The following is a 20,550-nucleotide window of genomic DNA, read 5'->3' as shown; positions in this document are numbered from 1 at the left end:
GTGGTCGAGGAGAGGGGACCCCCGGGCGGCGGTCGGGCCGCCCGGGGCGCCTCCTAGTAGTCGTTCACCGCCGGCTGGGTGACGGTGGTGCCGGACTGGCCGAGCGTCTCGTCGTAGATGGCGCTCCAGGTCTCGCCGCCGTCGGTCAGCATGCCGTTGACGAAGTGGCGCAGGGCGTCGTCGTCCTTGGGCAGGCCGATGCCGTACAGCTCGGTGCTGAAGGGCTCTCCGACGACCTTGAGCTCGTCGGGCCGCTGAGCGGCGTAGCCGATCAGGATCGCGCCGTCGGTGGTGACGGCGTCGACGGTGCCGTCGGCGAGCGCGTCCACGCACTGCGAGTACGTGTCGAACTCCTCGGTCTTCACCTCGGGGTAGTTGGTGCGGATGTTCTGGATCGGGGTGGAGCCGGTGGCCGAGCACACGGTGGTGTCGGCGGTGAGGTCGTCCGGTCCGGTGATCGTGTCGTTGTCGGCCGCGACGAGCAGCTGCTGGCCGGTCTCGAAGTAGGGTCCGGCGAAGCCGACCTGCTCCTTGCGCTTGTCGGTGATCGAGTAGGTGCCGACGTAGTAGTCGATGTCGCCGTTCACGATCGACGCCTCGCGGTTGGCCGACGGGATCGCCTTGAACTCGATGGCGTCGGCCGCGAAGCCGAGCGAGGCCGCGGTCCACTTCGCGATCTCGATGTCGAAGCCGGAGCGCTCGCCGGTCGCCGCGTCGAGGTAGCCCAGCCCGGGCTGGTCCTCCTTGACGCCGATGACGACCTTGCCGTCCGCGGTCATCGCGTCGAAGGTCGGGCTGCCCTCGAGAGTGACGTCGGAGGCGACCTCGTACGCGGAGGTCCCTCCCTCGGAGCCTCCACCGGCGCCGCCGCCGGCGGTTCCGGAGTCGCCGGAGCAGCCTGCGAGGGCGAGGGTCGCTGCTGCGAGTCCCGCGGTCATGAACATGAGCCTGGTGCGCATGATCGTCCTTCCTGGGGTTCGGCCCGCCGGAGCGGGCGATGTCGGGTCGGCTCCCGGGTCACGGGTCCGACCTGCCTGGTGGCTGCTGATCGCGCTTCTAGTGCGTGATGAGCTTGGAGAGGAAGTCCTTGGCCCGGTCGGTGCGGGGCGCGGTGAAGAACGACTCCGGGTCGGTGTCCTCGAGGATCTCGCCGTCGGCCATGAACACGACGCGGTCGGCGGCCTTCCGGGCGAAGCCCATCTCGTGGGTGACGACGATCATCGTCATCCCGTCCTTGGCGAGCCCGACCATCACGTCCAGGACCTCGTTGATCATCTCGGGATCGAGCGCCGAGGTCGGCTCGTCGAAGAGCATCACCTTGGGCTTCATCGCCAGCGCCCGCGCGATCGCGACGCGCTGCTGCTGCCCGCCGGAGAGCTGGGCCGGGGTCTTGGCGGCCTGGTGGCCGACGCCGACCCGGTCGAGCAGCGCCGTAGCCTGCGCCTCCGCGTCCTTGCGGGAGAGCCCGCGGACCTTGATCGGGCCGAGGGTGACGTTCTCGAGGATCGTCTTGTGCGCGAAGAGGTTGAACGACTGGAAGACCATCCCGACGTCGGCGCGGAGCGCGGCGAGGCCCTTGCCCTCCTCCGGGAGCTTCTGCCCGTCGATGGTGATGGTGCCGCCCGAGATCGTCTCGAGCCGGTTGACCGTGCGGCAGAGCGTCGACTTGCCGGATCCGGAGGGACCGAGGACCACGACGACCTCGCCCCGGTGCACCGTCAGATCGATGTCCTTCAGAGCCTGGAAGTCGCCGTAGTGCTTCTGCACCCCGGAGAGGACGACGAGGGGTTCACCGGCGGGAGCGGCGGCGCGCTCGTCTTGCGGGGCTGTGACCATGCCGTCAGAGAAGCACACGGGGATGGGCCGGTCAAATCATGAGGGAATTCTTAACCGAAGGGTAACAACGCACCCTGTTCTCCAGGTTCGCGGCACCCTCGGCCCGGTTCCTCTCAGGAACGCAGCGCGAAGGCGCTCTCGTACAGGCAGACGGAGGCCGCGGTCGCGAGGTTGAGCGACTCCGCCGCCCCGTAGATGGGCACCGCGACCACGCCGTCGACGAGGGCGAGCGACTCCTCCTCGAGGCCGCGCGCCTCGTTGCCGAAGACCCAGACGGTCGGCTGGGCGAGGTCCCCGCGGGCGCGGACGTCGAGCAGGTCCTCCCCCTTCACGTCGGCCGCGACGGAGCGGAGGCCCACGCCGCGGAGCCGGCCCAGCACGTCGGCGAGGTCGGCGCCGACCGCGACCGGGAGGTGGAAGAGCGAGCCGGTCGTGGAGCGCACGACCTTGGGGTTGTAGAGGTCGACCGAGCGGCCGGACAGCACGACCGCGTCAGCGCCGGCGGCGTCGGCGGCACGGATGATCGTGCCGAGGTTGCCCGGATCGCGGACCTCCTCGAGCACCGCCACGAGGCGCGGCTCGGAGGCGACGACGTCCTTGAGCGACGTGGGGAACTGACGGCAGACCGCGACGAAGCCCTGCGGAGTGACGGTGTCGGCCATCGCGTCGAGGACGTCCTCGGTCACGTACTCGATCTCCACCTCCGCCTCGGCGGCCGCGGCGACGATCTCGGGGTGCCGCTCCAGAGCGGTCGGAGTCGCGAACGACTCGACGATCAGCTCCGGGCGGTACTGCAGCGCCTCGGAGAGTGCCTGCGGGCCCTCGAGGAGGAAGAGCCCCGTCTCGAGCCGGGCCGGGCGGCGGGTGAGCTTCGCCACGGAGCGGACACGGGGAGAGCGGGGGTTGTCGAGCATGCGGCGAGCCTATCGGCGCGGTGATCGCCGCCCCCGCAGACACGGCGCGGGAGGGCCCGCGAACGACGGAGGGGGCCGCGACCTCTCGGTCGCGACCCCCTCCGGGAAGCCGTGCTGACTACGCTGCGGCCTTGGGCGCCGAGGTGTCGGCGGGCAGCGCGCTCTTCGCGGTCGCGACGAGCGAGGCGAACGTGGCCGGCTCGGTGATCGCGAGGTCCGCGAGGATGCGGCGGTCGACCTGGACGCCGGCCAGGGCGAGGCCCTGGATGAAGCGGTTGTAGGTCAGGCCGTTCGCGCGGGACGCGGCGTTGATGCGCTGGATCCAGAGACGACGGAACTCGCCCTTCTTGGCGCGGCGGTCGCGGTACGAGTAGACGAGGGAGTGGGTGACCTGCTCCTTCGCCTTGCGGTAGAGGCGCGACCGCTGGCCGCGGTAGCCCGAGGCGCGCTCGAGGATGACGCGACGCTTCTTGTGGGCGTTGACGGCCCTCTTCACTCTTGCCATTGCTGTTTCTTCCTATCGATCCGTGTCGGCTGAGTAGCGACCACGCGGCGCAGCGGGCTGCGCCGGCGGTGGGCTACAGACCGAGAAGCTTCTTGGCGACCTTGGCGTCCTGCGGGGCGAGGACCTGGTCCTGGTTGAGGCGGCGCGTGCGAACGCTGGACTTGGACTCCAGGTTGTGCCGCATGCCGGCCTGCTGCTTCATGACCTTGCCGGAGCCGGTCACCTTGAAGCGCTTCTTGGCACCCGAGTGGGTCTTCATCTTGGGCATGTTCTCTCCTTGTGAACGTCACTCCGCGCTCGGCGGGGCGAAACCGGTGCCCCGCGAGCGGGGCGTCCACCGGCCCCGAGGCCGGGGCGGCGAAGTACTAGACGGACTCGGCCTCGGCCGTGTCCTCGGGGGTGTTGGCCTCGCGACGAGCGGCGCGGACCGCATTGGCCTCGGCCTTCGCCTCGGACTTGTTCTTCAGCGGGCCGATGACCATCACCATGTTGCGACCGTCGATGGTCGGGGTGGACTCGACCTGGCCGAACTCGGCGACGTCCTCCGCGAAGCGCTGGAGCAGGCGGACGCCCATCTCGGGGCGCGACTGCTCGCGACCGCGGAAGAGGATCATCGCCTTGACCTTGTCGCCGGCCTTGAGGAAGCCCTCGGCGCGCTTGCGCTTGGTCTCGTAGTCGTGCTTGTCGATCTTCAGGCGGAAACGGACCTCCTTGAGGATCGTGTTCGCCTGGTTGCGACGGGCTTCCTTGAGCTTCTGAGCCTGCTCGTACTTGAACTTCCCGTAGTCCATGATCTTGGCCACGGGCGGCTTGGAGTTGGGGGCGACCTCGACCAGGTCCAGGTCTGCGTCCTGCGCGAGTCGCAGGGCGACCTCGATCTTGACGACGCCGACCTGTTCTCCTGCGGGACCCACGAGGCGGACCTCGGGGACGCGGATACGGTCGTTGGTACGGGGATCGCTGATTGCGTTTCTCCTCTGATCTCGGTGAGTGCAGCTGCGCTGCCGGAGTCTTCTCCAGCGCACCCGAGAGAGGTGATCGTCCCGTCCACGTCGTGCCTGCAGCACGGCGCTCGCACCCTGTGACGCGGTTCCCGAGGCGGACCTCGAGAGCCGCAGCCCTGCCTCCGGTGGTCTGACGACCCTCGGGGGCGGAGTGCTTCTGACCCGGTAACCTTGTGAAGCGGTCAAGCGCGGGTGGGAGAATCTCCACTTTCGAACCGAGGACATGCCTCGGAGCCCGGACAACCATAGCAGACCGGCGGCCCGCCCGACAGAGCGGATCCGGCCGCCCCTCGATCCTCTGCTGCGGCGGCCGCGCCCCTCCACCACGGACGACGAACGAAGGACCCATGGCCCAGTACGACGACGACTACACGCGACGATTCGGCGAGGACGGCGGAGCCTCCGACGTGGAGGCCGCGCGCGACATCGCGGAGGTCCCGGCGGTGGAGATCATCACCACCGCCGCCGTGCACCTGATGAGCGCGGCCGCCGTCAAGTGCGGGCTCGCCGACGAGCCCGGAGCGCAGGTCGACCTCGACGAGGCGCGCAAGCTCATCAACGCGCTCGCGGGCCTGGTCACGGCCGGGGCGCCCGACATCAGCGACATGCACGCCCGGAGCCTGCGCGACGGCCTCCGCACCCTCCAGCTCGCGTTCCGTGAGGCGTCCCCGATCGCCGACCCGATCGGCAAGGGCCCGGGCGAGAAGTGGACCGGCCCGGTCACCTGATCGGGAGTCAGCGGGCGGCGGCGAGCTGCAGCGTCATCGAGTCGACGCGCTGCGCGACGGTCTCGTCGTCCGCCCACCGCTCCCCCAGGCGCGCGACGAGGGCGCCGAGCGCGTCCTGATCGAGCCCCGGGCGCAGGCTCAGGACCACCACGAGCTCGGGCCCCGCCAGGCGCTGCTGCGGGTCTCCCGCGCGCACCTCGAGCGAGGCGACCGCCCGCTCCCCCTCCGCAGCCGCGCGCAGAGCCCGGCGCACCTCCGCATCGGCGGGGGCCGGCCGCCAGTCGCCGCCCTCCGCGATCGCCCAGAGCGCCGGGCGCCGAACCGCGAACTCCCGCTCGGACGCGGGGTCGAGGACCATCACCTCGGTGCCCTCCGCGACGGCCGCCAGGGCCGCACGGCGCCCGTCGACCGGGACGGGACGGGCGGCCGGGTCCCATCGGCGCATGCTCTCGACGCCGCTGAAGACGGGGAGCACCGTGCGGCCGTCGGGTCCGGCGACCGTGACGATCGCGAGCTCCTGCGTCTTGTCCGCCCGGAGTCCCCCGACCCCCTCCGCCTCCTCGCCGAGGCGGGCGACCAGCGGGATGAGCAGGCGGGACGTGCGGATCGCGTCGACCACGGCCTCCGGGCCGCGAGTGCCGCGGGCGAAGGACTCGAGCGCGGCGACCAGCGCCTCCGGGGCGCTTCCGTCGTCCTTCGGCGCTGCGCTCGGCTCGAAGTGCCGGCCCGCCCAGGGGGTGCCGGCCGAGTCGGTCAGATGCGCCGGGAGCGGGCGGGGCTCACTCGGATGCGACATCCAGGGCCTCCGCGAGCGTGAACGCGCCCGCGTACAGCGCCTTGCCGACGATCGCGCCCTCGAGCCCCTGGGGCACGAGGTCGCGCAGAGCGGCGATGTCGTCGAGGTTCGAGATGCCGCCCGAGGCGATCACGGGGCGGTGGGTGCGGGCCATGACCTGCTCGAGGAGCTCGAGGTTCGGGCCCTTGAGCGTGCCGTCCTTCGTGACGTCGGTGACGACGTAGCGGGTGCAGCCGGCCTCCTCCAGGCGGTCGAGGACCTGCCAGAGGTCGCCGCCCTCCTTGGTCCAGCCGCGCGCGGCGAGCGTGGTGCCCCGGACGTCGAGACCGACGGCGATCTGGTCGCCGTACTGCGCGATGACGCTCGCGGCCCACTCGGGGTTCTCGAGCGCCGCGGTGCCGAGGTTGATGCGCTTCGCGCCGGCGCTCAGCGCGGACTCGAGGCTCCGGTCGTCGCGAATCCCGCCGGAGAGCTCGACGTTGACGCCCTTCACCTGCCGGATGACCTTCTTCATGATGCCGTGGTTGTCGCCGCGGCCGAAGGCGGCGTCGAGGTCGACGAGGTGGATCCACTCCGCGCCCTGGTCGGCCCAGTCGCCCGCGGCGTCGATCGGGTCGCCGTAGTTGGTCTCGGTCCCGGCCTCGCCCTGCGTAAGCCGCACGGCCCTGCCGCCCGCCACGTCGATCGCGGGCAGGAGGACCAGGCCCGGGGCCTTGGTGAACTCGCTCATCGTCATCCTCAGTCTCGGAGCCGGTGCCGGCCCCTGGAGGCGCCGACCACCGGCCGATCCTAGTTCGTGCGGAGGGTGCCCAGCCAATTGGCCAGCAGCCGGAGCCCGGCGGCCCCCGACTTCTCGGGGTGGAACTGCGTGGCCGAGAGCGGCCCGTTCTCGACCGCGGCGATGAAGGGGCCTCCGTGATCGGCCCAGGTGACCGCGGGACGCGGGAACGGGGGCATCACGTCGAGCGACCACTCGCGGGCGCCGTAGGAGTGCACGAAGTAGAAGCGCTCCTCGGCGATGCCGTCGAAGAGCACCGATCCCTCGGGAGCGGAGACGGTGTTCCAGCCCATGTGCGGGACGACCTCGGCCGGGAGTAGGTCCACCGTCCCCGGCCACTCGCCCAGGCCCTCGCTCTCGACCCCGCGCTCGACGCCGCGCTCGAAGAGCACCTGCATCCCGACGCAGATGCCCAGGACGGGGCGCCCGCCGGCGAGGCGCTTCTCGATGATCTCGCCGCCGCGGGCGCGGGTCAGTGCCGACATCACGGCGTCGAAGGCGCCGACGCCGGGCACGAGGAGGCCGTCCGCCTCCAGCGCCCGCTGCCGGTCCCCCGTCAGCTCGACGTCGGCCCCGGCGAGCTCGAGCGCCTTGACGGCGGAGTGCACGTTCCCCGAGCCGTAGTCGTAGACCACGACGGAGGGGCGGGCCGAGCTCACAGCGCGCCCTTCGTCGACGGCACGCCGGAGACGAGCGGATCGAGGGCCTTGGCCTGACGGAAGGCGCGGGCGAACGCCTTGAACTCCGCTTCGGCGATGTGGTGCGGGTCCCTGCCGCCGAGCACCGTGACGTGCACGGTGAGGCCGGCGTTGAACGCGATCGCCTCGAAGACGTGGCGCACCATCGACCCGGTGAAGTGGCCGCCGATCAGGTGCAGCGCGAAGCCCTCCGGCTCGCCGGTGTGCACGAGGTAGGGGCGCCCCGAGATGTCGACGACCGCCTGCACGAGCGCCTCGTCGAGGGGGACGAGCGCGTCGCCGAAGCGGGAGATCCCGGCCTTGTCGCCGAGCGCCTGACGGATGGCCGTGCCGAGCACGATGCCGATGTCCTCCGCGGTGTGGTGGATATCGATCTCGATGTCGCCGCGGGCCCGGACTCGGAGATCCGTGAGCGAGTGCTTCGCGAACGCCGTCAGCAGGTGGTCGAAGAAGGGCACGCCGGTCTCGAGATCGGCGACGCCCGTGCCGTCGAGGTCGAGGGAGAGCTCGATGCTCGACTCGCTGGTGGCACGGCTGAGGGAGGCGGTGCGCCCGGGTGCGGCGCTCGGGGAGGTCATGCCTTCCAGTCTATTCGCGCCGCGTCGCCGCCCCCGGGCGGAGCTCACTCGCGCGAGAGCGCCACCGCGGGGTCGGCCGACGGTGCGGGGAGGGAGGCGAGCGCCTCGAGGAACGCGGTCGTCTCCTCCTCGGTGCCGGCGCTGACACGGAGGTGGTTCGGGATGCCGACGTCGCGGATGAGGACGCCGCGGGCGAGCAGGCCCTCGAACACGGCGGCCGGATCCGCGACATTGCCGAACAGGACGAAGTTGCTGCCGGTCGCGTACGGGCGGTAGCCGAGGGCGCGCAGGCCGTCGATCATCCGGTCGCGCTGCACGATGATCTCGCCGACCATGGCGAGCATCTCGTCGGCGTGAGCGAGGGCGGCGGTCGCGGCGGCCTGGGTGAGGGCCGACAGGTGGTACGGGAGGCGGACGAGGCGGAGCGCGTCGATCACCGCGGGGTCGGCGGCGAGGTAGCCCAGGCGGACGCCGGCGAAGGCGAAGGCCTTGCTCATGGTGCGGGACACGAGCAGGCGCGGTCGCCCGGGGAGGAGGCTCAGCGCGGTGGGCGCGCCCCTGCCCGCGAACTCGGCGTACGCCTCGTCGACGACGACGATGCCGTCGGTCGCGTCGTAGACCGCCTCGATCACGGCGAGGTCGAGCGGCGTCCCGGTCGGGTTGTTCGGAGCGCAGAGGAAGACGATGTCGGGCCGGGCCCGGCGCACCTGCTCCGCGGCGTACTCGGCTCCGATCTCGAACTCCGCCTCGCGCGGAGCGGGGATCCACTCCGTTCCACTCCCCGACGCGAGGATCGAGTACATCGAATAGGTGGGCGCGAACCCCAGCAGCGAGCGCCCGGGACCGCCGAACGCCTGAAGGACGTGCTGGAGCACCTCGTTCGATCCGTTCGCAGCCCACACGCCGTCCGCGGTGAGCCCGTGACCGAGGTAGCCGGCGAGGGAGTCGCGCAGCTCTCGGAACTCGCGGTCGGGGTACCGGTTGACGGTGCGCAGCGCCTCCGTGACCCGCCCGACGATGTCGGCGATCACGTCGTCCGGGACCGGGTGGGTGTTCTCGTTGACGTTGAGGGCGACGGGCACGACCGCCTGGGGGGCACCGTACGGGTGCCTGCCTCGGAGGTCGTCGCGGAGGGGCAGGTCATCGAGAGTCGTCACCAGGGAATGGTAGCGAAGCACCCGGCGCGGACGTCCGGGCAGCCCGGCTCAGCGAGCGGTGTCGTACTCGGCCGGGACCGCGAGGCGCTGCCCGGGCTCGACGCCCGCGCTCGAGAGCTGGTTGAGGGAGAGGATGTCGTCGACCACGTCGCGCGGGTCCGCCTGCGGGGCGAGCTCCTCGGCAAGCGACCAGAGCGATTCGCCCGCGTGAACGGTGACGTACTGGAACTCGACCGCAGCGGCGTCGCTCGACGCGACCGCTCCACCGCCGTTGAGCCCGAAGGCGAAGGCGCCCGCGACGATCGGCAGGGCCCCCAGAGCGGCCACCACGGCGCGGCCGCGGCGCGTGAGGCGCAGACGGGTGCGAACGATCCGCGCTTCGCCGAACGCGCTCATCGGCTCGGGAGCGGACGGCAGTACCTCGACGGGCCGAGCCGCGGACGAGCGCTGGAGCGGGCGGGAGGTGAGCTGTGCGGTCATGGGAACGCTCCTTTCAACAGGGATTCGGGGAGGCCCTCGGCCGGGAGGGCCGCCCCGAACGCCTGTACCGAACATATCTTCGAACGACGGAGCGGTCAAGGGACCGTTCCGGCTGATCCGCGGGCGGACTCGCGCGCGACACACTCGAACGAATGTTCCGAGTCGTGAGTTCCGGCGGATACAGTTTCGAGAGCCTGGTCGTAGTAGAGCAGCGACCACCGACATTCCTTGTCGGGTCGCGACCGGGCGGGCGCGCACGCGGCGTGCGCACCGGGAAGAGGGAGCATCGTGAGCGACGCGCAGAGGGCCGGGACCCCGGCCGCCAAGACGAAGGCGGCCGCAGGCCGGCGCCGGAAGAGCCTGAGCGCCAAGCAGCTCGCGATCCTCGACGCGATCCAGCGCTCGGTGTCGAGCCGCGGCTACCCGCCGAGCATGCGCGAGATCGGCGACGCGGTCGGCCTCGCCTCGCTGTCGAGCGTCACCCACCAGCTCAACCAGCTCGAGCTCAGCGGCTACCTGCGCCGCGACCCGAACCGGCCCCGCGCCCTCGAGATCCTCATCGACGTCCCCAGCTCGACGGACGACGACGGGTCGTTCGAGTCGACCGCGACGGTCGGCGACGCGGCGATGGTCCCCCTCGTCGGCCGGATCGCGGCGGGCGTGCCGATCATGGCCGACCAGCAGATCGACGAGGTGTTCCCGCTTCCCCGGCAGCTCGTCGGCAAGGGCGAGCTCTTCATGCTCAAGGTCGTCGGCGAGTCGATGATCGACGCCGCGATCTGCGACGGCGACTGGGTCGTGGTCCGCTCGCAGCGCACCGCCGAGAACGGCGAGATCGTGGCGGCCATGCTCGACGGCGAGGCCACCGTCAAGGTGCTGCGCCAGCGCGACGGCCACACCTGGCTGCTGCCCCGCAACTCCAACTTCGAGCCGATCCTCGGCGACGAGGCAGAGGTGCTCGGGAAGATCGTGGCGGTCCTCCGCTCGGTCTGACACCGGGCGTGCAGGAGGGGCCCGACCGGCGTGCAGCCGGTCGGGCCCCTCCTGCATTCGACGGGCACGGGCGATCGGGGCGCGCGCCCCTCCGTCGCGGTCACGGGAAGGCGGAGGAGAGCTGCCGACACGAGATCGCCGAACCCTCCGACCGCCGGAGCGGGTCGATGATGCGGGACGCCGCACCCCCTCCCGGATGCGCCGAGCGCCCGCCTCCCGGACGGGGAGACGGGCGCTCGGGTGGTGGCGATCAGGCCTGGACGGCCGCGCGCGGAACCGCGAACTCGGTGAGCGAGCCCGCCAGGTCGGCGTGCACGAGGGCGACCACGCGGGTGCCGCCCTCGACGTACTGCGTCGACAGGATCCGGCCGCTGCGGTGCAGATGCGAGATCACATCGCCCCGGTCGTACGGCACGAGCAGGTCGATCTCGACGTCCGGCTCGGGCAGGATCTCGGCGATCCGCGCCTCCAGCTCGTCGATGCCCTCGCCGCTGCGCGCCGACACGAAGACCGCGTCGGGAGCGAGACCGCGCAGCACCAGCCGCGTGCCCTCGTCCACCAGATCGGCCTTGTTGAAGGCGATGATCTCGGGGATGCTGCGGGCGCCCACCTCGCCGATCACGTCGCGCACGGTGGCGATCTGCCCGGCCGGATCGGGGTGGGAGGCGTCCACGACGTGGACGATCACATCGGAGTCCGCGACCTCCTCGAGCGTCGACCGGAAGGCCTCGACGAGCTGGTGCGGAAGCGCTCGCACGAAGCCGACCGTGTCGGCGAGCGTGTAGAGGCGCCCGTCCTTCGTCTGGGCCTTGCGGACGGTGGCGTCGAGGGTCGCGAAGAGCGAGTTCTCGACGAGGACGCCCGCGTGCGTCATCCGATTCAGCAGGCTCGACTTGCCGGCGTTCGTGTACCCCGCGATCGCCACCGAGGGGACGGCGTTGCGCTTGCGGTTCGCGCGCTTGGCCTCGCGGGCGGGCTTCATCGCCGTGATCTGCTTGCGCAGGCGCGCCATGCGGGTGTGGATGCGGCGACGATCGAGCTCGATCTTCGTCTCACCCGGACCGCGCGAGCCCATTCCGGCTCCCGCGCCCACCTGGCCGCCGGCCTGGCGGGACATGGACTCGCCCCAGCCGCGCAGTCGCGGGAGCAGGTACTCGAGCTGCGCGAGCTCGACCTGCGCCTTGCCCTCGCGGCTCTTCGCGTGCTGGCTGAAGATGTCGAGGATCACCGCGGTGCGGTCGATCACCTTGACCTTCACCACGTCCTCCAGCGCGCGGCGCTGGCTCGGTGCGAGCTCGGTGTCGGCGACGACCGTGTCCGCGCCGAGGGCCGCGACGAGCCCCGCGAGCTCCTGGGCCTTGCCCTTGCCGAGGTAGGTGCTCGGATCGGGGTGCGGGCGGCGCTGGAGCAGGCCGTCGAGGACCGTCGCTCCCGCCGTCTCCGCGAGCGCGGCGAGCTCGTGCAGCGAGTTCTCCGCGTCCTCCAGCGAATTCTGCGAGTACACGCCGATGAGCACGACGTTCTCCAGGCGCAGCTGGCGGTACTCGACCTCCGTGACGTCCTCGAGCTCGGTCGAGAGGCCGGCGACGCGTCGCAGCGCCTGCCGGTCGTCGCGGTCGAACTGCTCGCCGTCGCTGTTCTCGCCCTCGTGGCCGGCGCTCTGCAGCGCCTGGGCTCCACCCGCGACGAAGCGCGAGTACCCTGCCGAACGCGACTGCGCGTTCGCCAGGACCCTCGAGACGACGTCCACGGCCTCGGTCGTGTCGGTCTCGTTCAGGTCTTCCGTCATCCGGATAACACTAACTCCTCAGGTCTTGATAGGTTCACTTCTCATGGCCGCCGAGCACTACTTCTCGAGTACTCCCGACGGCGACCTCCGGCCCCGCAGGATCCAGGCCCGCCTGGCCGGCCGCGACCTCGAGGTCACGACGGCAGGAGGGGTGTTCAGCCCCGGTCACGTCGATCTCGGCACGCGCGTCCTGCTGGACGCGGTGCCCGACGCCCCCGCTGACGGGGACCTGCTGGACCTCGGCTGCGGCTGGGGCCCGATCGCCCTCGCGCTCGCCCTCGCCTCCCCCGACGCCCGGGTGTGGGCGGTCGACGTCAACCAGCGGGCGCTCGAGCTGGTCCGTCGCAACTGCGAGGAACTCGGCGTCCTCAATGTCAACGCCGTGCTGCCCGAGGATGTTCCCGACGACGTCCGCTTCCGCACCGTGTGGTCGAACCCGCCGATCCGCATCGGCAAGGAGGAGCTGCACCTCCTTCTCGAGCGCTGGCTGCCGCGGCTCGAGGAGGGCGCGGACGCCTGGCTCGTCGTGCAGCGCAACCTCGGCTCCGACTCGCTCCAGACCTGGCTGGGCGCCGCGTTCGCCGGGCGGCTCGACGTGGAGCGCGTCTCCTCGGCGAAGGGCTTCCGCGTGCTGCGGACGACCCGCCGGGCCTGACCGGGTCCTCAGTCGATCCGGATCGTCCCGGTGAAGACGAGGTCGGCCGGGCCGGAGAGCCCGACGTGCTCGCCCTCCTCCGCCGCGAACATCGTCACGCCGAGCGTGCCGCCCGGGACCTCCACGCGCCAGGCCTGCGGAGCGCGCGCTCCCGCCCAGTAGCGCACCGCCAGTGCCGCCGCCGCGGCACCCGTGCCGCAGCTCAGGGTCTCGCCGCTGCCGCGCTCGTGCACGCGCATCCGGATCCGCCCGATCCCGTCGTGGACCAGCGGCTCGCCGGGAACCACGAACTCGACGTTCGCGCCGTCCTCGGGCTCCGGGTCGAGCTGCGGGATGTAGGAGAGGTCGGCGGAGTCGAGCTCCTCGTCGTTGCTGAGGGCGACGACCACGTGCGGATTGCCGAGGTCGATCCCGAGACCGGGGCGCGCGACCTTGAGCTCCTTCGCCCGCACCAGGGGCTCGCCGCCCGCCAGCTCCCAGCGGCCGAGGTCGACCTGGAACCCGGCACCGCTGCGGGTGACGTCGCGGACGCCGGCGCGGGTGCCGATCGGCAGGGTGTCGCCGGGCTCGAGCGCCGCGAGGCCGCCCGCGAGCAGGAACGCGGCGTAGACGCGGATGCCGTTGCCGCACATCTCGGCGATCGAGCCGTCGGCGTTGCGGTAGTCCATGAACCACTCCGCCTCGCTCTCCTCGGCCAGAGCCGCGGCGCCCTCCGGGATCGCGCGGGAGCGGACGGCACGGATGACGCCGTCGGCGCCGACGCCGAAGTGGCGGTCGCAGATCATCGCGATCTGCGCGGGCGAGAGGTCGACCTCACCGTCCGGGTCGCTGAAGAGCACGAAGTCGTTGCCGGTGCCCTGGCCCTTGGTGAAGTGCAGCTCGATCGTCATGGCGCACAGCCTAGCGAGGAGCGGGAGAGGCGGCCTGGGCGGCGGCGTGCGCCAGCGACACCAGGTCCGGCGCGTCGTACGGGAGCCGGTGGGCGCCGGCGTAGCGCCGGAACCAGCTGTTCTGCCGGCGTGCGTAGCGGCGCGTGAGCGCCTGCGTCGCCGCGATCGCCTCGTCCTCGCGGAGGACGCCGGCACGCTGGGCGAGCGCCTGGGCGTACCCGATGGCCCGCCCCGCGGTGACTCCGAGCTCCAGGCCGAGGGGGACGAGCCGCTCGACCTCGTCGAGCATTCCCGCCGCCCACATCCGCTCCACCCGCCGGTCGAGGCGCTGCACCAGCTCCTCCCGCGGAGCCTCGAGGAACAGGAGGGAGGCGGGGCGCCACGGAACCGGCTCGTCGGACATCAGTGCGCTGTGCGTGCTCCCGCCGTTCAGCTCCGCGATCTCGAGCGCGCGGACGATGCGCCGGGCGTTGTGCGGACCGATCCGCTCGGCCACTCCGGCGTCGATCCGGCGCAGCCGCTCGACGAGGGCGCCCAGGCCCTCCCGCTCGGCGGTCTCCTCGAGCCGGCGCCGGACGGCCGGGTCGGTGCCCGCGAACGAGAACTCGAAGACGACGCTGGAGACGTACAGGCCGGAACCCCCGACCAGGATCGGCGTCGCCCCGCGCGCCAGCACGCTCTCGATCACCCGCCGCGCCTCGCTCTGGTAGCGGGCGACCGACGCCTCCTCCGTCACGTCGAGGACGTCGAGCAGATGGTGCGGGACGCCCCGCCGCTCGTCGGCGGGCAGCTTCGCGGTGCCGATGTCCATCCCGCGGTAGAGCTGCATCGCGTCGGCGTTCACGATCTCAGCGGCGCCGCCGTCCTGCCGGATCGCCTCGGCGAGCTCGAGCGAGAGGTCGGACTTGCCCGTGCCGGTCGCGCCGACGACCGCGATGAGCTCCGGCGCGGTATCGGGGGCTCCGGTCTCAGCGCTCGCCATCGAGGGCGTCGTAGATCGGCGTCGTCAGCGTGCCGGCGTCGCGCACGCGCAGCGACGGCAGGCCCAGCGAGACCCGGGGCGCCCCGCTCCCGCCCGGGGCGGCCGGAACTCCGCAGGACTCGGTCTGCGCCCGGTCCCAGGCGTCGCCCGCGCGGGTGCGGCGGATGCGGAGCGGCGCGCCGTCGGGCGAATCCGCCAGGAGGTAGAAGGGGGCGGCACGGGTGACCCGGACGGAGACCACGTCTCCGGGACGCGGCTGCTCGGAGCCCTCGGGCACGTCGAAGTGCACCAGACGGCTGTCCTCGGCGCGTCCGCTCAGCCGGTGCGTCTCCGTGTCGCGACGGCCCTCGCCGGTCGCGACGAGGACCTCGACCTCTCGGCCGACGACTGCGCGGTTCTCCTGCTCGCTGATCGCGTCCTGCAGGGCGACGAGCCGCTCGTAACGCTCCTGGACGACCGCCTTGGGGATCTGGTCGGGCAGCGTCGCGGCCGGGGTGCCGGGCCGGATGGAGTACTGGAAGGTGAAGGCGGAGGCGAAGCGGGCCGCCTCGACCACCCGCAGGGTCTCCTGGAAGTCGGCCTCCGTCTCGCCGGGGAAGCCCACGATGATGTCGGTGCTGATCGCCGCGTGCGGGATGCGATCGCGCACCCGGTCGAGGATCCCGAGGAACTTCTCGGAGCGGTAGGAGCGGCGCATCGCCTTGAGGACGCGGTCGGAGCCGGATTGGAGCGGCATGTGCAGCTGCGGCATCACCGCCGGCGTCTCGGCCATGGCGTCGATCACGTCGTCGGTGAAGGCCGCGGGATGGGGGCTCGTGAAGCGGATCCGCTCGAGCCCGTCGATGGTGCCCGCCGCGCGGAGCAGCTTCGAGAACGCCTGGCGATCGCCGAACTCGACGCCGTAGGAGTTCACGTTCTGGCCGAGAAGGGTGACCTCGATCGCGCCGTCGTCCACGAGCGCCTGGATCTCGGCGAGCACGTCGCCGGGGCGCCGGTCCTTCTCCTTGCCGCGGAGCGAGGGGACGATGCAGAAGGTGCAGGTGTTGTTGCAGCCGACCGAGATCGAGACCCAGCCGCTGTAGGTCGAGTCGCGCTTCGTGGGGAGCGTGGAGGGGAAGACATCGAGCGATTCGAGGATCTCGAGCTGCGCCTCGTCGTTGTGGCGGGCGCGCTCGAGCAGGCTGGGGAGGGCGCCCATGTTGTGCGTGCCGAAGACCACGTCGACCCACGGGGCACGGTCGAGGATGACGTTCTTGTCCTTCTGCGCGAGACAGCCGCCGACCGCGATCTGCATCCCCTCGTGGCGGCGCTTCACCGACGCGAGGTGGCCGAGGTTGCCGTAGAGCTTGTTGTCGGCGTTCTCGCGCACCGCGCAGGTGTTGATGACGACGACGTCGGCCTCGGCTCCATCGGCGGACACGTAGCCCGCCGCCTCGAGCGAACCGCTCAGCCGCTCGGAGTCGTGCACGTTCATCTGGCACCCGAACGTACGGACCTCGTAGGTCCTCGGCCGGGTCTCGGCGACGGGCGACGGGGCGGTACCGAGCGTGCTCATGGTGTGGGATTCTACGCTCCGGTCGGACCGCTCCCGGGCCGCCGTGTCAGCGGAAGCGGACGCTCGACCCCGGCTTGCGGATCGTCTCGCGGACGACGCGCTGCACGAGTCCGCCGGCGTAGCCGCGGCGCGCGAGGAACCCCGTGAGCCGGCGCTCGGCGACCTCGTCGGAGAGCGAGCGCAGGCTCGGCAGGCGCTTGCGCGCGAGCTCGAGCGCCGTGCGGTACTCGTCGTCGCCGTCCAGCTCGTCGAGCGCTGACGCGATCGCCTCGGGGTCGATCTTCCGCGCGCGCAGCTCCTGCTGGATGGAGGAGCGGCCGAGCTTCTTGCGGTCGCGGAGCGAGACGACCAGCTGCTCCGCCATGCGGAGGTCGTCGAGGTAGCCGAAGCGCGTGAAGCGCTCGAGGATCTCGAGGGCGTCCTTCTCGGCGACGCCCTCCGTGTAGAGGCGCGCCTCGACCTCGGCGACCGAGAGGCTCTTGCGGGAGAGCCCCCGTACGATCCGATCCGCGACCTGCTCGGGATCGATCTCCTCCGGGATCGCGATCGCGTCGTCGTCGTCCTCGTCGTCCGCTTTCTCGACGAACGCCGGCGTGCGCCGGGCGACGTGAGCCGAGAGCTCGGCGATCCGCTCGGAGGCCGGAGACGCGGCGCCGCCGAGGGCGGAGCCTCCCGACTCTCCTGCGACCGTCCGGGGAGCACTGGTACTCGGCGTCCCGGCTCCGGACGGCTCCGGAAGCGACCCGGCCCCGTCGGCGTCCGGCGCCGCCGGAGCCCAGCCCTCGTCGCCCGCCGCACCCCGGTCGACCCAGGGCAGGAAGGCCACGGGGCGGCCCTTCGCCCCCTCCGCGGCCTTCTCCGCCACGGGCTAGGCGCCCTTGCGCACGGGCTGCTTGGTCTCGATCGCGACCGGCGCGGCCTCGACGGCCGCGTTCGGGTCGACGATCACGCCGAGCTTGACCAGGATGCGCTTCTCGATCTCGGCGGCCACATCGGGGTTGTCGATGAGGAACTGGCGCGCCTTCTCCTTGCCCTGGCCGAGCTGGTCGCCGTCGTAGGTGTACCAGGCGCCCGACTTGCGGACGATCTCGTGCTCGACACCGAAGTCGATCAGGCTGCCCTCGCGGGAGATGCCGACGCCGTAGAGGATGTCGAACTCGGCCTGCTTGAAGGGCGGGGCCATCTTGTTCTTCACGACCTTGACGCGGGTGCGGTTGCCGACCGCGTCGGTGCCGTCCTTCAGCGTCTCGATGCGGCGGATGTCGAGGCGGACCGACGCGTAGAACTTGAGCGCCTTGCCGCCCGCCGTGGTCTCGGGGCTTCCGAAGAAGACGCCGATCTTCTCGCGCAGCTGGTTGATGAAGATCATCGTGGTGTTCGTGGTGTTCAGTCCGCCGGTCAGCTTGCGCAGCGCCTGGGACATGAGGCGGGCCTGCAGGCCGACGTGGGAGTCGCCCATCTCGCCCTCGATCTCGGCACGCGGCACGAGGGCCGCGACGGAGTCGATCACGATGAGGTCGATCGAGCCCGAGCGCACGAGCATGTCGGCGATCTCGAGCGCCTGCTCTCCGGTGTCGGGCTGCGACACGAGGAGGGAGTCGATGTCGACGCCGAGCTTCTTGGCGTACTCGGGGTCGAGCGCGTGCTCCGCGTCGATGAAGGCGGCGATGCCGCCGTTGCGCTGCGCGTTCGCGATCGCGTGCAGCGTGAGGGTGGTCTTTCCGGAGGACTCGGGGCCGTAGATCTCGACAATGCGGCCACGCGGGAGCCCGCCGATCCCGAGCGCGACGTCGAGCGCGATCGAACCGGTCTGGATCACCTCGACGGGAGCGCGGTCGTCGCTTCCGAGGCGCATGACGGCGCCCTTGCCGAACTGGCGGTCGATCTGGGCGAGTGCGGTCTCGAGGGACTTCTCGCGGTCGGAGGAACTGGGCATGGCCGTCTCGCTCTCGTGTTCGTGGTGGTGTCGCCTACAGGCTGTCGCGACATGCCGGTGGCTGTCGGAGTGACAGTGCCGGCCGGCTGCGACAAGGCGGTGAAGCAGGTCCGTTCAGGTGTCTCCGACGGTACGCCCGACCACCGACATCGGGGCCGAGCGAGAGCGACTCCGTGGAGACGGGGCCGTTCCTGCTTCTGTGGAGGAGCCTAGACCCGTTCGAACACGGATTCGAGCACGAGCCGTCGGCGTGTCGAACACGGCTTCGGCGACGGGAGCGTCAGCGGTGGCGCTTCCGCGGATCCACGCCGTGCCACCGGGCCTCCGGGACGTCGTTGGCGCGGCAGAGGGCGAGCCAGACCTCGCGCGGCTCCGCTCCGTCCGCGAGGGCGCGCTCGGCGGTGCGGCCCCCGAGCTCGGTCAGCACGAGGTCCGAGACCAGGACACGGGCATAGGCGCCGCCGAACTCGTCGTCCACCAGCTGCCGGAACTCGCTCAAGCGCATGCGTCCACGGTAGCCGCTGCCCGGAGGCCGCACTCCCCCGGGAACGCCGAAGGGCGCCCGGCCGGAGCCTGGGCGCCCTTCGCGTGGAACGGGTGCGGTGAGTGGAGGGGACGGGGGCCGACTACTGCGTGACGAGGTCCGCGTCGAAGCCGGCGACCATGTCGGCCGGAATGGTGTCGGGGATGGTGTCGATGCCCTCGATGACGGCGAGACGATCGCCGACCTCGCGCATGATCACCGAGATGGGGGTGTCGAGGGCGTCGGCGACAGAGGCGAGGATCTCCGAGGAGGCCTCCTTCTGACCGCGTTCGACCTCGCTCAGGTAGCCGAGCGCAACGCTCGCCTTGCTCGCCACCTGACGGAGCGTACGACCTTTCTGCAGGCGAAAGTCCCTGAGGACATCGCCGATCTCCTGACGAACTAGAACCACTGGACCCTCCTTCTCCACGTCAACCGCATGTCATGCACCTGCACCGCGAGCACGAGCGCCGGAGATTCTCCGGAGCGGGTGATCGGGGGGCTGGGACGAGAGAACCGGATAGCTGTTCACTACCCGGTTCGTATGGTGTCGACTCTAATACCGGATGACTGGACTTTGCGTGTGAGCGACACCAGTTGTAACCGGGCCGCAATGCGGCGCATTCCGATTCCCGGAGGGCCCTCGCTGGGTATCCGCCTCATGCGCCGCGGGAGATCAGCTCCGCGCCGAGGGCGAGAGCCGCGTCGACCGAGGCGGCGCGGATCGCGGCGCGGTCGCCGTCGAACCGGTGCTCACGGACGAGCTCGTCCTCGCCGAGGACGGCCGCCACGAAGACGGTGCCGACGGCCGCATCCCCCTGCGGATCCGGACCGGCGACCCCAGTGGTCGCCAGGCCGAGCGTCGGACGCCCGTCGGCTGCGAGCCGCGAGGACGCTCCGCGCGCCATCTGCACGGCGACTCCGGGATCGACGGGCCCCCGCTCGCCGAGGACGCGCGCGTCGACCCCGAGGAGCCGGTCCTTGAGGTCGGTGGCATAGCTCACCACTCCCCCGCGGTACACGGCGGAGGCGCCGGGCACCTCCACGAGGGCGGAGCTGAGCGCGCCGCCGGTGAGCGACTCCGCGACGGCGAGGTCGACACCCCGCCGCCGGAGCTCGGCGATCAGCTGCGCGGCCGTCACCGCGTCGACCGGGCGGCCCGGCTCTGGCGGGCGGCGTCGGCGAGGTAGTCGATCCCGGTGGCGACCGTGAGCACCACCGCGGCCGTCATCGTGATCCCGTTCAGCCAGTGGACCCACTCGCCGAGGACGGCCCAGAGCGGCAGCAGAGCGAGGGAGATCGCGATCGACTGCACGATCGTCTTGAGCTTGCCGCCCCGTGACGCCGGGATCACCCGGTCCGAGAGCACGGCCATCCGGAAGACGGTGATGCCGATCTCGCGCACCAGGATGACGATCGTCACCCACCACGGCAGCTCCGCGAGGATCGAGAGCCCGACGAGCGCCGCACCGGTCAGCACCTTGTCGGCGATCGGATCCAGGAGCTTGCCGAGATCGGTCACGAGGCCCCGGCTCCGGGCGATGTGCCCGTCGATGCCGTCCGTGGCGATCGCGACGATGAAGAGGAGCGCCGCGGCGATCCGGATCCCGCCGTCCTGCCCCCCGTCGGCCAGCAGGAGCCAGAAGAAGACGGGCGCCAGCAGGATCCGGACGACCGTGATCGCGTTCGGCAGGTTCCAGTTGCCCGACGCGGCCGGAGCCGGTGCGGTGGGGTGGGTCATCGTGCTCCGCCG

The 20,550-nt window shown here is 71.5% G+C and carries 25 protein-coding genes; 3 read left to right on the top strand and 22 right to left on the bottom strand.

Features of this window, described 5'->3' with window-relative positions; translation table 11 throughout:
* Window positions 1–53: 53 nt before the first annotated feature.
* The 6 genes from C5D09_RS05185 to infC all read right to left on the bottom strand — a co-directional run bounded on the left by C5D09_RS05185 (window position 54) and on the right by infC (window position 4,169).
* Entirely contained in the window at window positions 54–959 is a 906-nt protein-coding gene (locus tag C5D09_RS05185; RefSeq protein WP_181073455.1) for a glutamate ABC transporter substrate-binding protein, read from the bottom strand.
* Between the two features lie 97 nt (window positions 960–1,056).
* Window positions 1,057–1,836 carry an amino acid ABC transporter ATP-binding protein gene (locus C5D09_RS05180; protein WP_104224489.1) on the bottom strand — a complete coding sequence of 260 codons (780 nt, stop codon included), beginning with the start codon at window positions 1,834–1,836 and terminating at the stop codon, window positions 1,057–1,059.
* Between the two features lie 113 nt (window positions 1,837–1,949).
* On the bottom strand, window positions 1,950–2,750 hold the full coding sequence (locus C5D09_RS05175) for an RNA methyltransferase (RefSeq protein WP_104226312.1): 801 nt from the start codon (window positions 2,748–2,750) through the stop codon (window positions 1,950–1,952).
* 118 nt (window positions 2,751–2,868) lie between these two features.
* Entirely contained in the window at window positions 2,869–3,255 is a 387-nt protein-coding gene (gene rplT, locus C5D09_RS05170) for a 50S ribosomal protein L20 (RefSeq protein WP_104224487.1), read from the bottom strand.
* 73 nt (window positions 3,256–3,328) lie between these two features.
* Window positions 3,329–3,523 (bottom strand): 50S ribosomal protein L35, encoded by a 195-nt coding sequence (rpmI, locus tag C5D09_RS05165; RefSeq protein ID WP_055793295.1) that lies wholly within the window; start codon window positions 3,521–3,523, stop codon window positions 3,329–3,331.
* A 97-nt stretch (window positions 3,524–3,620) separates the two neighbouring features.
* Window positions 3,621–4,169, bottom strand: a complete 549-nt coding sequence (gene infC, locus C5D09_RS05160; RefSeq protein WP_374952931.1) for a translation initiation factor IF-3 — start codon at window positions 4,167–4,169, stop codon at window positions 3,621–3,623.
* 437 nt (window positions 4,170–4,606) lie between these two features.
* Here infC and C5D09_RS05155 point away from each other — a divergent pair, with 437 nt between their 5' ends.
* Window positions 4,607–4,987, top strand: coding sequence for a DUF1844 domain-containing protein (locus tag C5D09_RS05155; RefSeq protein ID WP_104313470.1), 381 nt, complete (start codon window positions 4,607–4,609; stop codon window positions 4,985–4,987).
* Between the two features lie 7 nt (window positions 4,988–4,994).
* On the opposite strand, the gene C5D09_RS05150 is transcribed toward C5D09_RS05155, so the two are convergent.
* The 6 genes from C5D09_RS05150 to C5D09_RS05125 are packed head-to-tail and all read right to left on the bottom strand — an operon-like array spanning window position 4,995 to window position 9,474.
* Window positions 4,995–5,783, bottom strand: coding sequence for an SseB family protein (locus C5D09_RS05150; RefSeq protein ID WP_104268755.1), 789 nt, complete (start codon window positions 5,781–5,783; stop codon window positions 4,995–4,997).
* Window positions 5,767–6,513, bottom strand: a complete 747-nt coding sequence (priA, locus tag C5D09_RS05145) for a bifunctional 1-(5-phosphoribosyl)-5-((5-phosphoribosylamino)methylideneamino)imidazole-4-carboxamide isomerase/phosphoribosylanthranilate isomerase PriA (RefSeq protein ID WP_104224506.1) — start codon at window positions 6,511–6,513, stop codon at window positions 5,767–5,769. Before priA ends, C5D09_RS05150 begins: the two co-directional genes overlap by 17 nt.
* A gap of 59 nt (window positions 6,514–6,572) precedes the next feature.
* Window positions 6,573–7,220: an imidazole glycerol phosphate synthase subunit HisH gene (gene hisH, locus C5D09_RS05140; protein ID WP_104224485.1), complete on the bottom strand. Its 648-nt coding sequence runs from the start codon at window positions 7,218–7,220 to the stop codon at window positions 6,573–6,575.
* Entirely contained in the window at window positions 7,217–7,837 is a 621-nt protein-coding gene (hisB, locus tag C5D09_RS05135; RefSeq protein WP_104224484.1) for an imidazoleglycerol-phosphate dehydratase HisB, read from the bottom strand. Before hisB ends, hisH begins: the two co-directional genes overlap by 4 nt.
* 44 nt (window positions 7,838–7,881) lie before the next feature.
* The gene (locus C5D09_RS05130; RefSeq protein ID WP_104268769.1) at window positions 7,882–8,997 is read right to left on the bottom strand and encodes a histidinol-phosphate transaminase; all 1,116 of its coding nucleotides are present in this window, start codon (window positions 8,995–8,997) and stop codon (window positions 7,882–7,884) included.
* Between the two features lie 45 nt (window positions 8,998–9,042).
* Window positions 9,043–9,474 (bottom strand): LysM peptidoglycan-binding domain-containing protein, encoded by a 432-nt coding sequence (locus C5D09_RS05125; protein ID WP_308470716.1) that lies wholly within the window; start codon window positions 9,472–9,474, stop codon window positions 9,043–9,045.
* A 288-nt stretch (window positions 9,475–9,762) separates the two neighbouring features.
* Between C5D09_RS05125 and lexA the strand changes: the two genes are divergently transcribed.
* A complete protein-coding gene (lexA, locus tag C5D09_RS05120) occupies window positions 9,763–10,467 on the top strand; it encodes a transcriptional repressor LexA (RefSeq protein WP_104267096.1) in 705 nt (234 codons plus the stop codon).
* 250 nt (window positions 10,468–10,717) lie between these two features.
* Here lexA and hflX read toward each other — a convergent pair whose 3' ends face one another.
* Entirely contained in the window at window positions 10,718–12,256 is a 1,539-nt protein-coding gene (gene hflX / locus C5D09_RS05115; RefSeq protein ID WP_104268754.1) for a GTPase HflX, read from the bottom strand.
* 43 nt (window positions 12,257–12,299) lie between these two features.
* Here hflX and C5D09_RS05110 point away from each other — a divergent pair, with 43 nt between their 5' ends.
* A complete protein-coding gene (locus C5D09_RS05110; RefSeq protein ID WP_104226309.1) occupies window positions 12,300–12,911 on the top strand; it encodes a class I SAM-dependent methyltransferase in 612 nt (203 codons plus the stop codon).
* An 8-nt stretch (window positions 12,912–12,919) separates the two neighbouring features.
* Here the strand turns inward: C5D09_RS05110 and dapF are convergent, their stop codons facing one another.
* The 9 genes from dapF to pgsA all read right to left on the bottom strand — a co-directional run bounded on the left by dapF (window position 12,920) and on the right by pgsA (window position 20,538).
* A complete protein-coding gene (gene dapF / locus C5D09_RS05105; RefSeq protein ID WP_104226308.1) occupies window positions 12,920–13,801 on the bottom strand; it encodes a diaminopimelate epimerase in 882 nt (293 codons plus the stop codon).
* A 10-nt stretch (window positions 13,802–13,811) separates the two neighbouring features.
* Window positions 13,812–14,783 carry a tRNA (adenosine(37)-N6)-dimethylallyltransferase MiaA gene (miaA, locus tag C5D09_RS05100; RefSeq protein WP_104268753.1) on the bottom strand — a complete coding sequence of 324 codons (972 nt, stop codon included), beginning with the start codon at window positions 14,781–14,783 and terminating at the stop codon, window positions 13,812–13,814.
* Window positions 14,770–16,338 (bottom strand): tRNA (N6-isopentenyl adenosine(37)-C2)-methylthiotransferase MiaB, encoded by a 1,569-nt coding sequence (gene miaB, locus C5D09_RS05095; RefSeq protein ID WP_104260627.1) that lies wholly within the window; start codon window positions 16,336–16,338, stop codon window positions 14,770–14,772. The genes miaA and miaB overlap by 14 nt, the downstream gene beginning before the upstream one ends.
* Before the next feature lie 46 nt (window positions 16,339–16,384).
* Window positions 16,385–17,164 carry a regulatory protein RecX gene (locus tag C5D09_RS05090; protein ID WP_181127332.1) on the bottom strand — a complete coding sequence of 260 codons (780 nt, stop codon included), beginning with the start codon at window positions 17,162–17,164 and terminating at the stop codon, window positions 16,385–16,387.
* A gap of 42 nt (window positions 17,165–17,206) precedes the next feature.
* Window positions 17,207–18,274 carry a recombinase RecA gene (recA, locus tag C5D09_RS05085; protein WP_104224475.1) on the bottom strand — a complete coding sequence of 356 codons (1,068 nt, stop codon included), beginning with the start codon at window positions 18,272–18,274 and terminating at the stop codon, window positions 17,207–17,209.
* Between the two features lie 280 nt (window positions 18,275–18,554).
* Window positions 18,555–18,779 (bottom strand): DUF3046 domain-containing protein, encoded by a 225-nt coding sequence (locus C5D09_RS05080; RefSeq protein ID WP_104224474.1) that lies wholly within the window; start codon window positions 18,777–18,779, stop codon window positions 18,555–18,557.
* A gap of 121 nt (window positions 18,780–18,900) precedes the next feature.
* Window positions 18,901–19,209 carry a helix-turn-helix domain-containing protein gene (locus tag C5D09_RS05075; protein WP_068207524.1) on the bottom strand — a complete coding sequence of 103 codons (309 nt, stop codon included), beginning with the start codon at window positions 19,207–19,209 and terminating at the stop codon, window positions 18,901–18,903.
* 247 nt (window positions 19,210–19,456) lie between these two features.
* Entirely contained in the window at window positions 19,457–19,939 is a 483-nt protein-coding gene (locus tag C5D09_RS05070; protein WP_104224473.1) for a CinA family protein, read from the bottom strand.
* Window positions 19,936–20,538 carry a CDP-diacylglycerol--glycerol-3-phosphate 3-phosphatidyltransferase gene (gene pgsA / locus C5D09_RS05065; protein WP_104226303.1) on the bottom strand — a complete coding sequence of 201 codons (603 nt, stop codon included), beginning with the start codon at window positions 20,536–20,538 and terminating at the stop codon, window positions 19,936–19,938. The genes C5D09_RS05070 and pgsA overlap by 4 nt, the downstream gene beginning before the upstream one ends.
* Window positions 20,539–20,550: the final 12 nt, after the last annotated feature.

Origin of the sequence: Rathayibacter sp. AY1C9, assembly GCF_002932315.1 — a bacterium.
Lineage (GTDB): Bacteria > Actinomycetota > Actinomycetes > Actinomycetales > Microbacteriaceae > Rathayibacter.
Note: the sequence above shows the minus strand (reverse complement) of the source record. Positions and strands in the feature narration are given on the sequence as shown.

Coding starts and splice junctions, on each gene's coding strand:
- C5D09_RS05185 (WP_181073455.1), bottom strand. CDS start 959: ATGCGCACCAGGCTCATGTTCATGACCGCGGGACTCGCAGCAGCGACC.
- C5D09_RS05180 (WP_104224489.1), bottom strand. CDS start 1,836: ATGGTCACAGCCCCGCAAGACGAGCGCGCCGCCGCTCCCGCCGGTGAA.
- C5D09_RS05175 (WP_104226312.1), bottom strand. CDS start 2,750: ATGCTCGACAACCCCCGCTCTCCCCGTGTCCGCTCCGTGGCGAAGCTC.
- rplT (WP_104224487.1), bottom strand. CDS start 3,255: ATGGCAAGAGTGAAGAGGGCCGTCAACGCCCACAAGAAGCGTCGCGTC.
- rpmI (WP_055793295.1), bottom strand. CDS start 3,523: ATGCCCAAGATGAAGACCCACTCGGGTGCCAAGAAGCGCTTCAAGGTG.
- C5D09_RS05155 (WP_104313470.1), top strand. CDS start 4,607: ATGGCCCAGTACGACGACGACTACACGCGACGATTCGGCGAGGACGGC.
- C5D09_RS05150 (WP_104268755.1), bottom strand. CDS start 5,783: ATGTCGCATCCGAGTGAGCCCCGCCCGCTCCCGGCGCATCTGACCGAC.
- priA (WP_104224506.1), bottom strand. CDS start 6,513: ATGAGCGAGTTCACCAAGGCCCCGGGCCTGGTCCTCCTGCCCGCGATC.
- hisB (WP_104224484.1), bottom strand. CDS start 7,837: ATGACCTCCCCGAGCGCCGCACCCGGGCGCACCGCCTCCCTCAGCCGT.
- C5D09_RS05125 (WP_308470716.1), bottom strand. CDS start 9,474: ATGACCGCACAGCTCACCTCCCGCCCGCTCCAGCGCTCGTCCGCGGCT.
- hflX (WP_104268754.1), bottom strand. CDS start 12,256: ATGACGGAAGACCTGAACGAGACCGACACGACCGAGGCCGTGGACGTC.
- C5D09_RS05110 (WP_104226309.1), top strand. CDS start 12,300: ATGGCCGCCGAGCACTACTTCTCGAGTACTCCCGACGGCGACCTCCGG.
- dapF (WP_104226308.1), bottom strand. CDS start 13,801: ATGACGATCGAGCTGCACTTCACCAAGGGCCAGGGCACCGGCAACGAC.
- miaA (WP_104268753.1), bottom strand. CDS start 14,783: ATGGCGAGCGCTGAGACCGGAGCCCCCGATACCGCGCCGGAGCTCATC.
- miaB (WP_104260627.1), bottom strand. CDS start 16,338: ATGAGCACGCTCGGTACCGCCCCGTCGCCCGTCGCCGAGACCCGGCCG.
- recA (WP_104224475.1), bottom strand. CDS start 18,274: ATGCCCAGTTCCTCCGACCGCGAGAAGTCCCTCGAGACCGCACTCGCC.
- C5D09_RS05080 (WP_104224474.1), bottom strand. CDS start 18,779: ATGCGCTTGAGCGAGTTCCGGCAGCTGGTGGACGACGAGTTCGGCGGC.
- pgsA (WP_104226303.1), bottom strand. CDS start 20,538: ATGACCCACCCCACCGCACCGGCTCCGGCCGCGTCGGGCAACTGGAAC.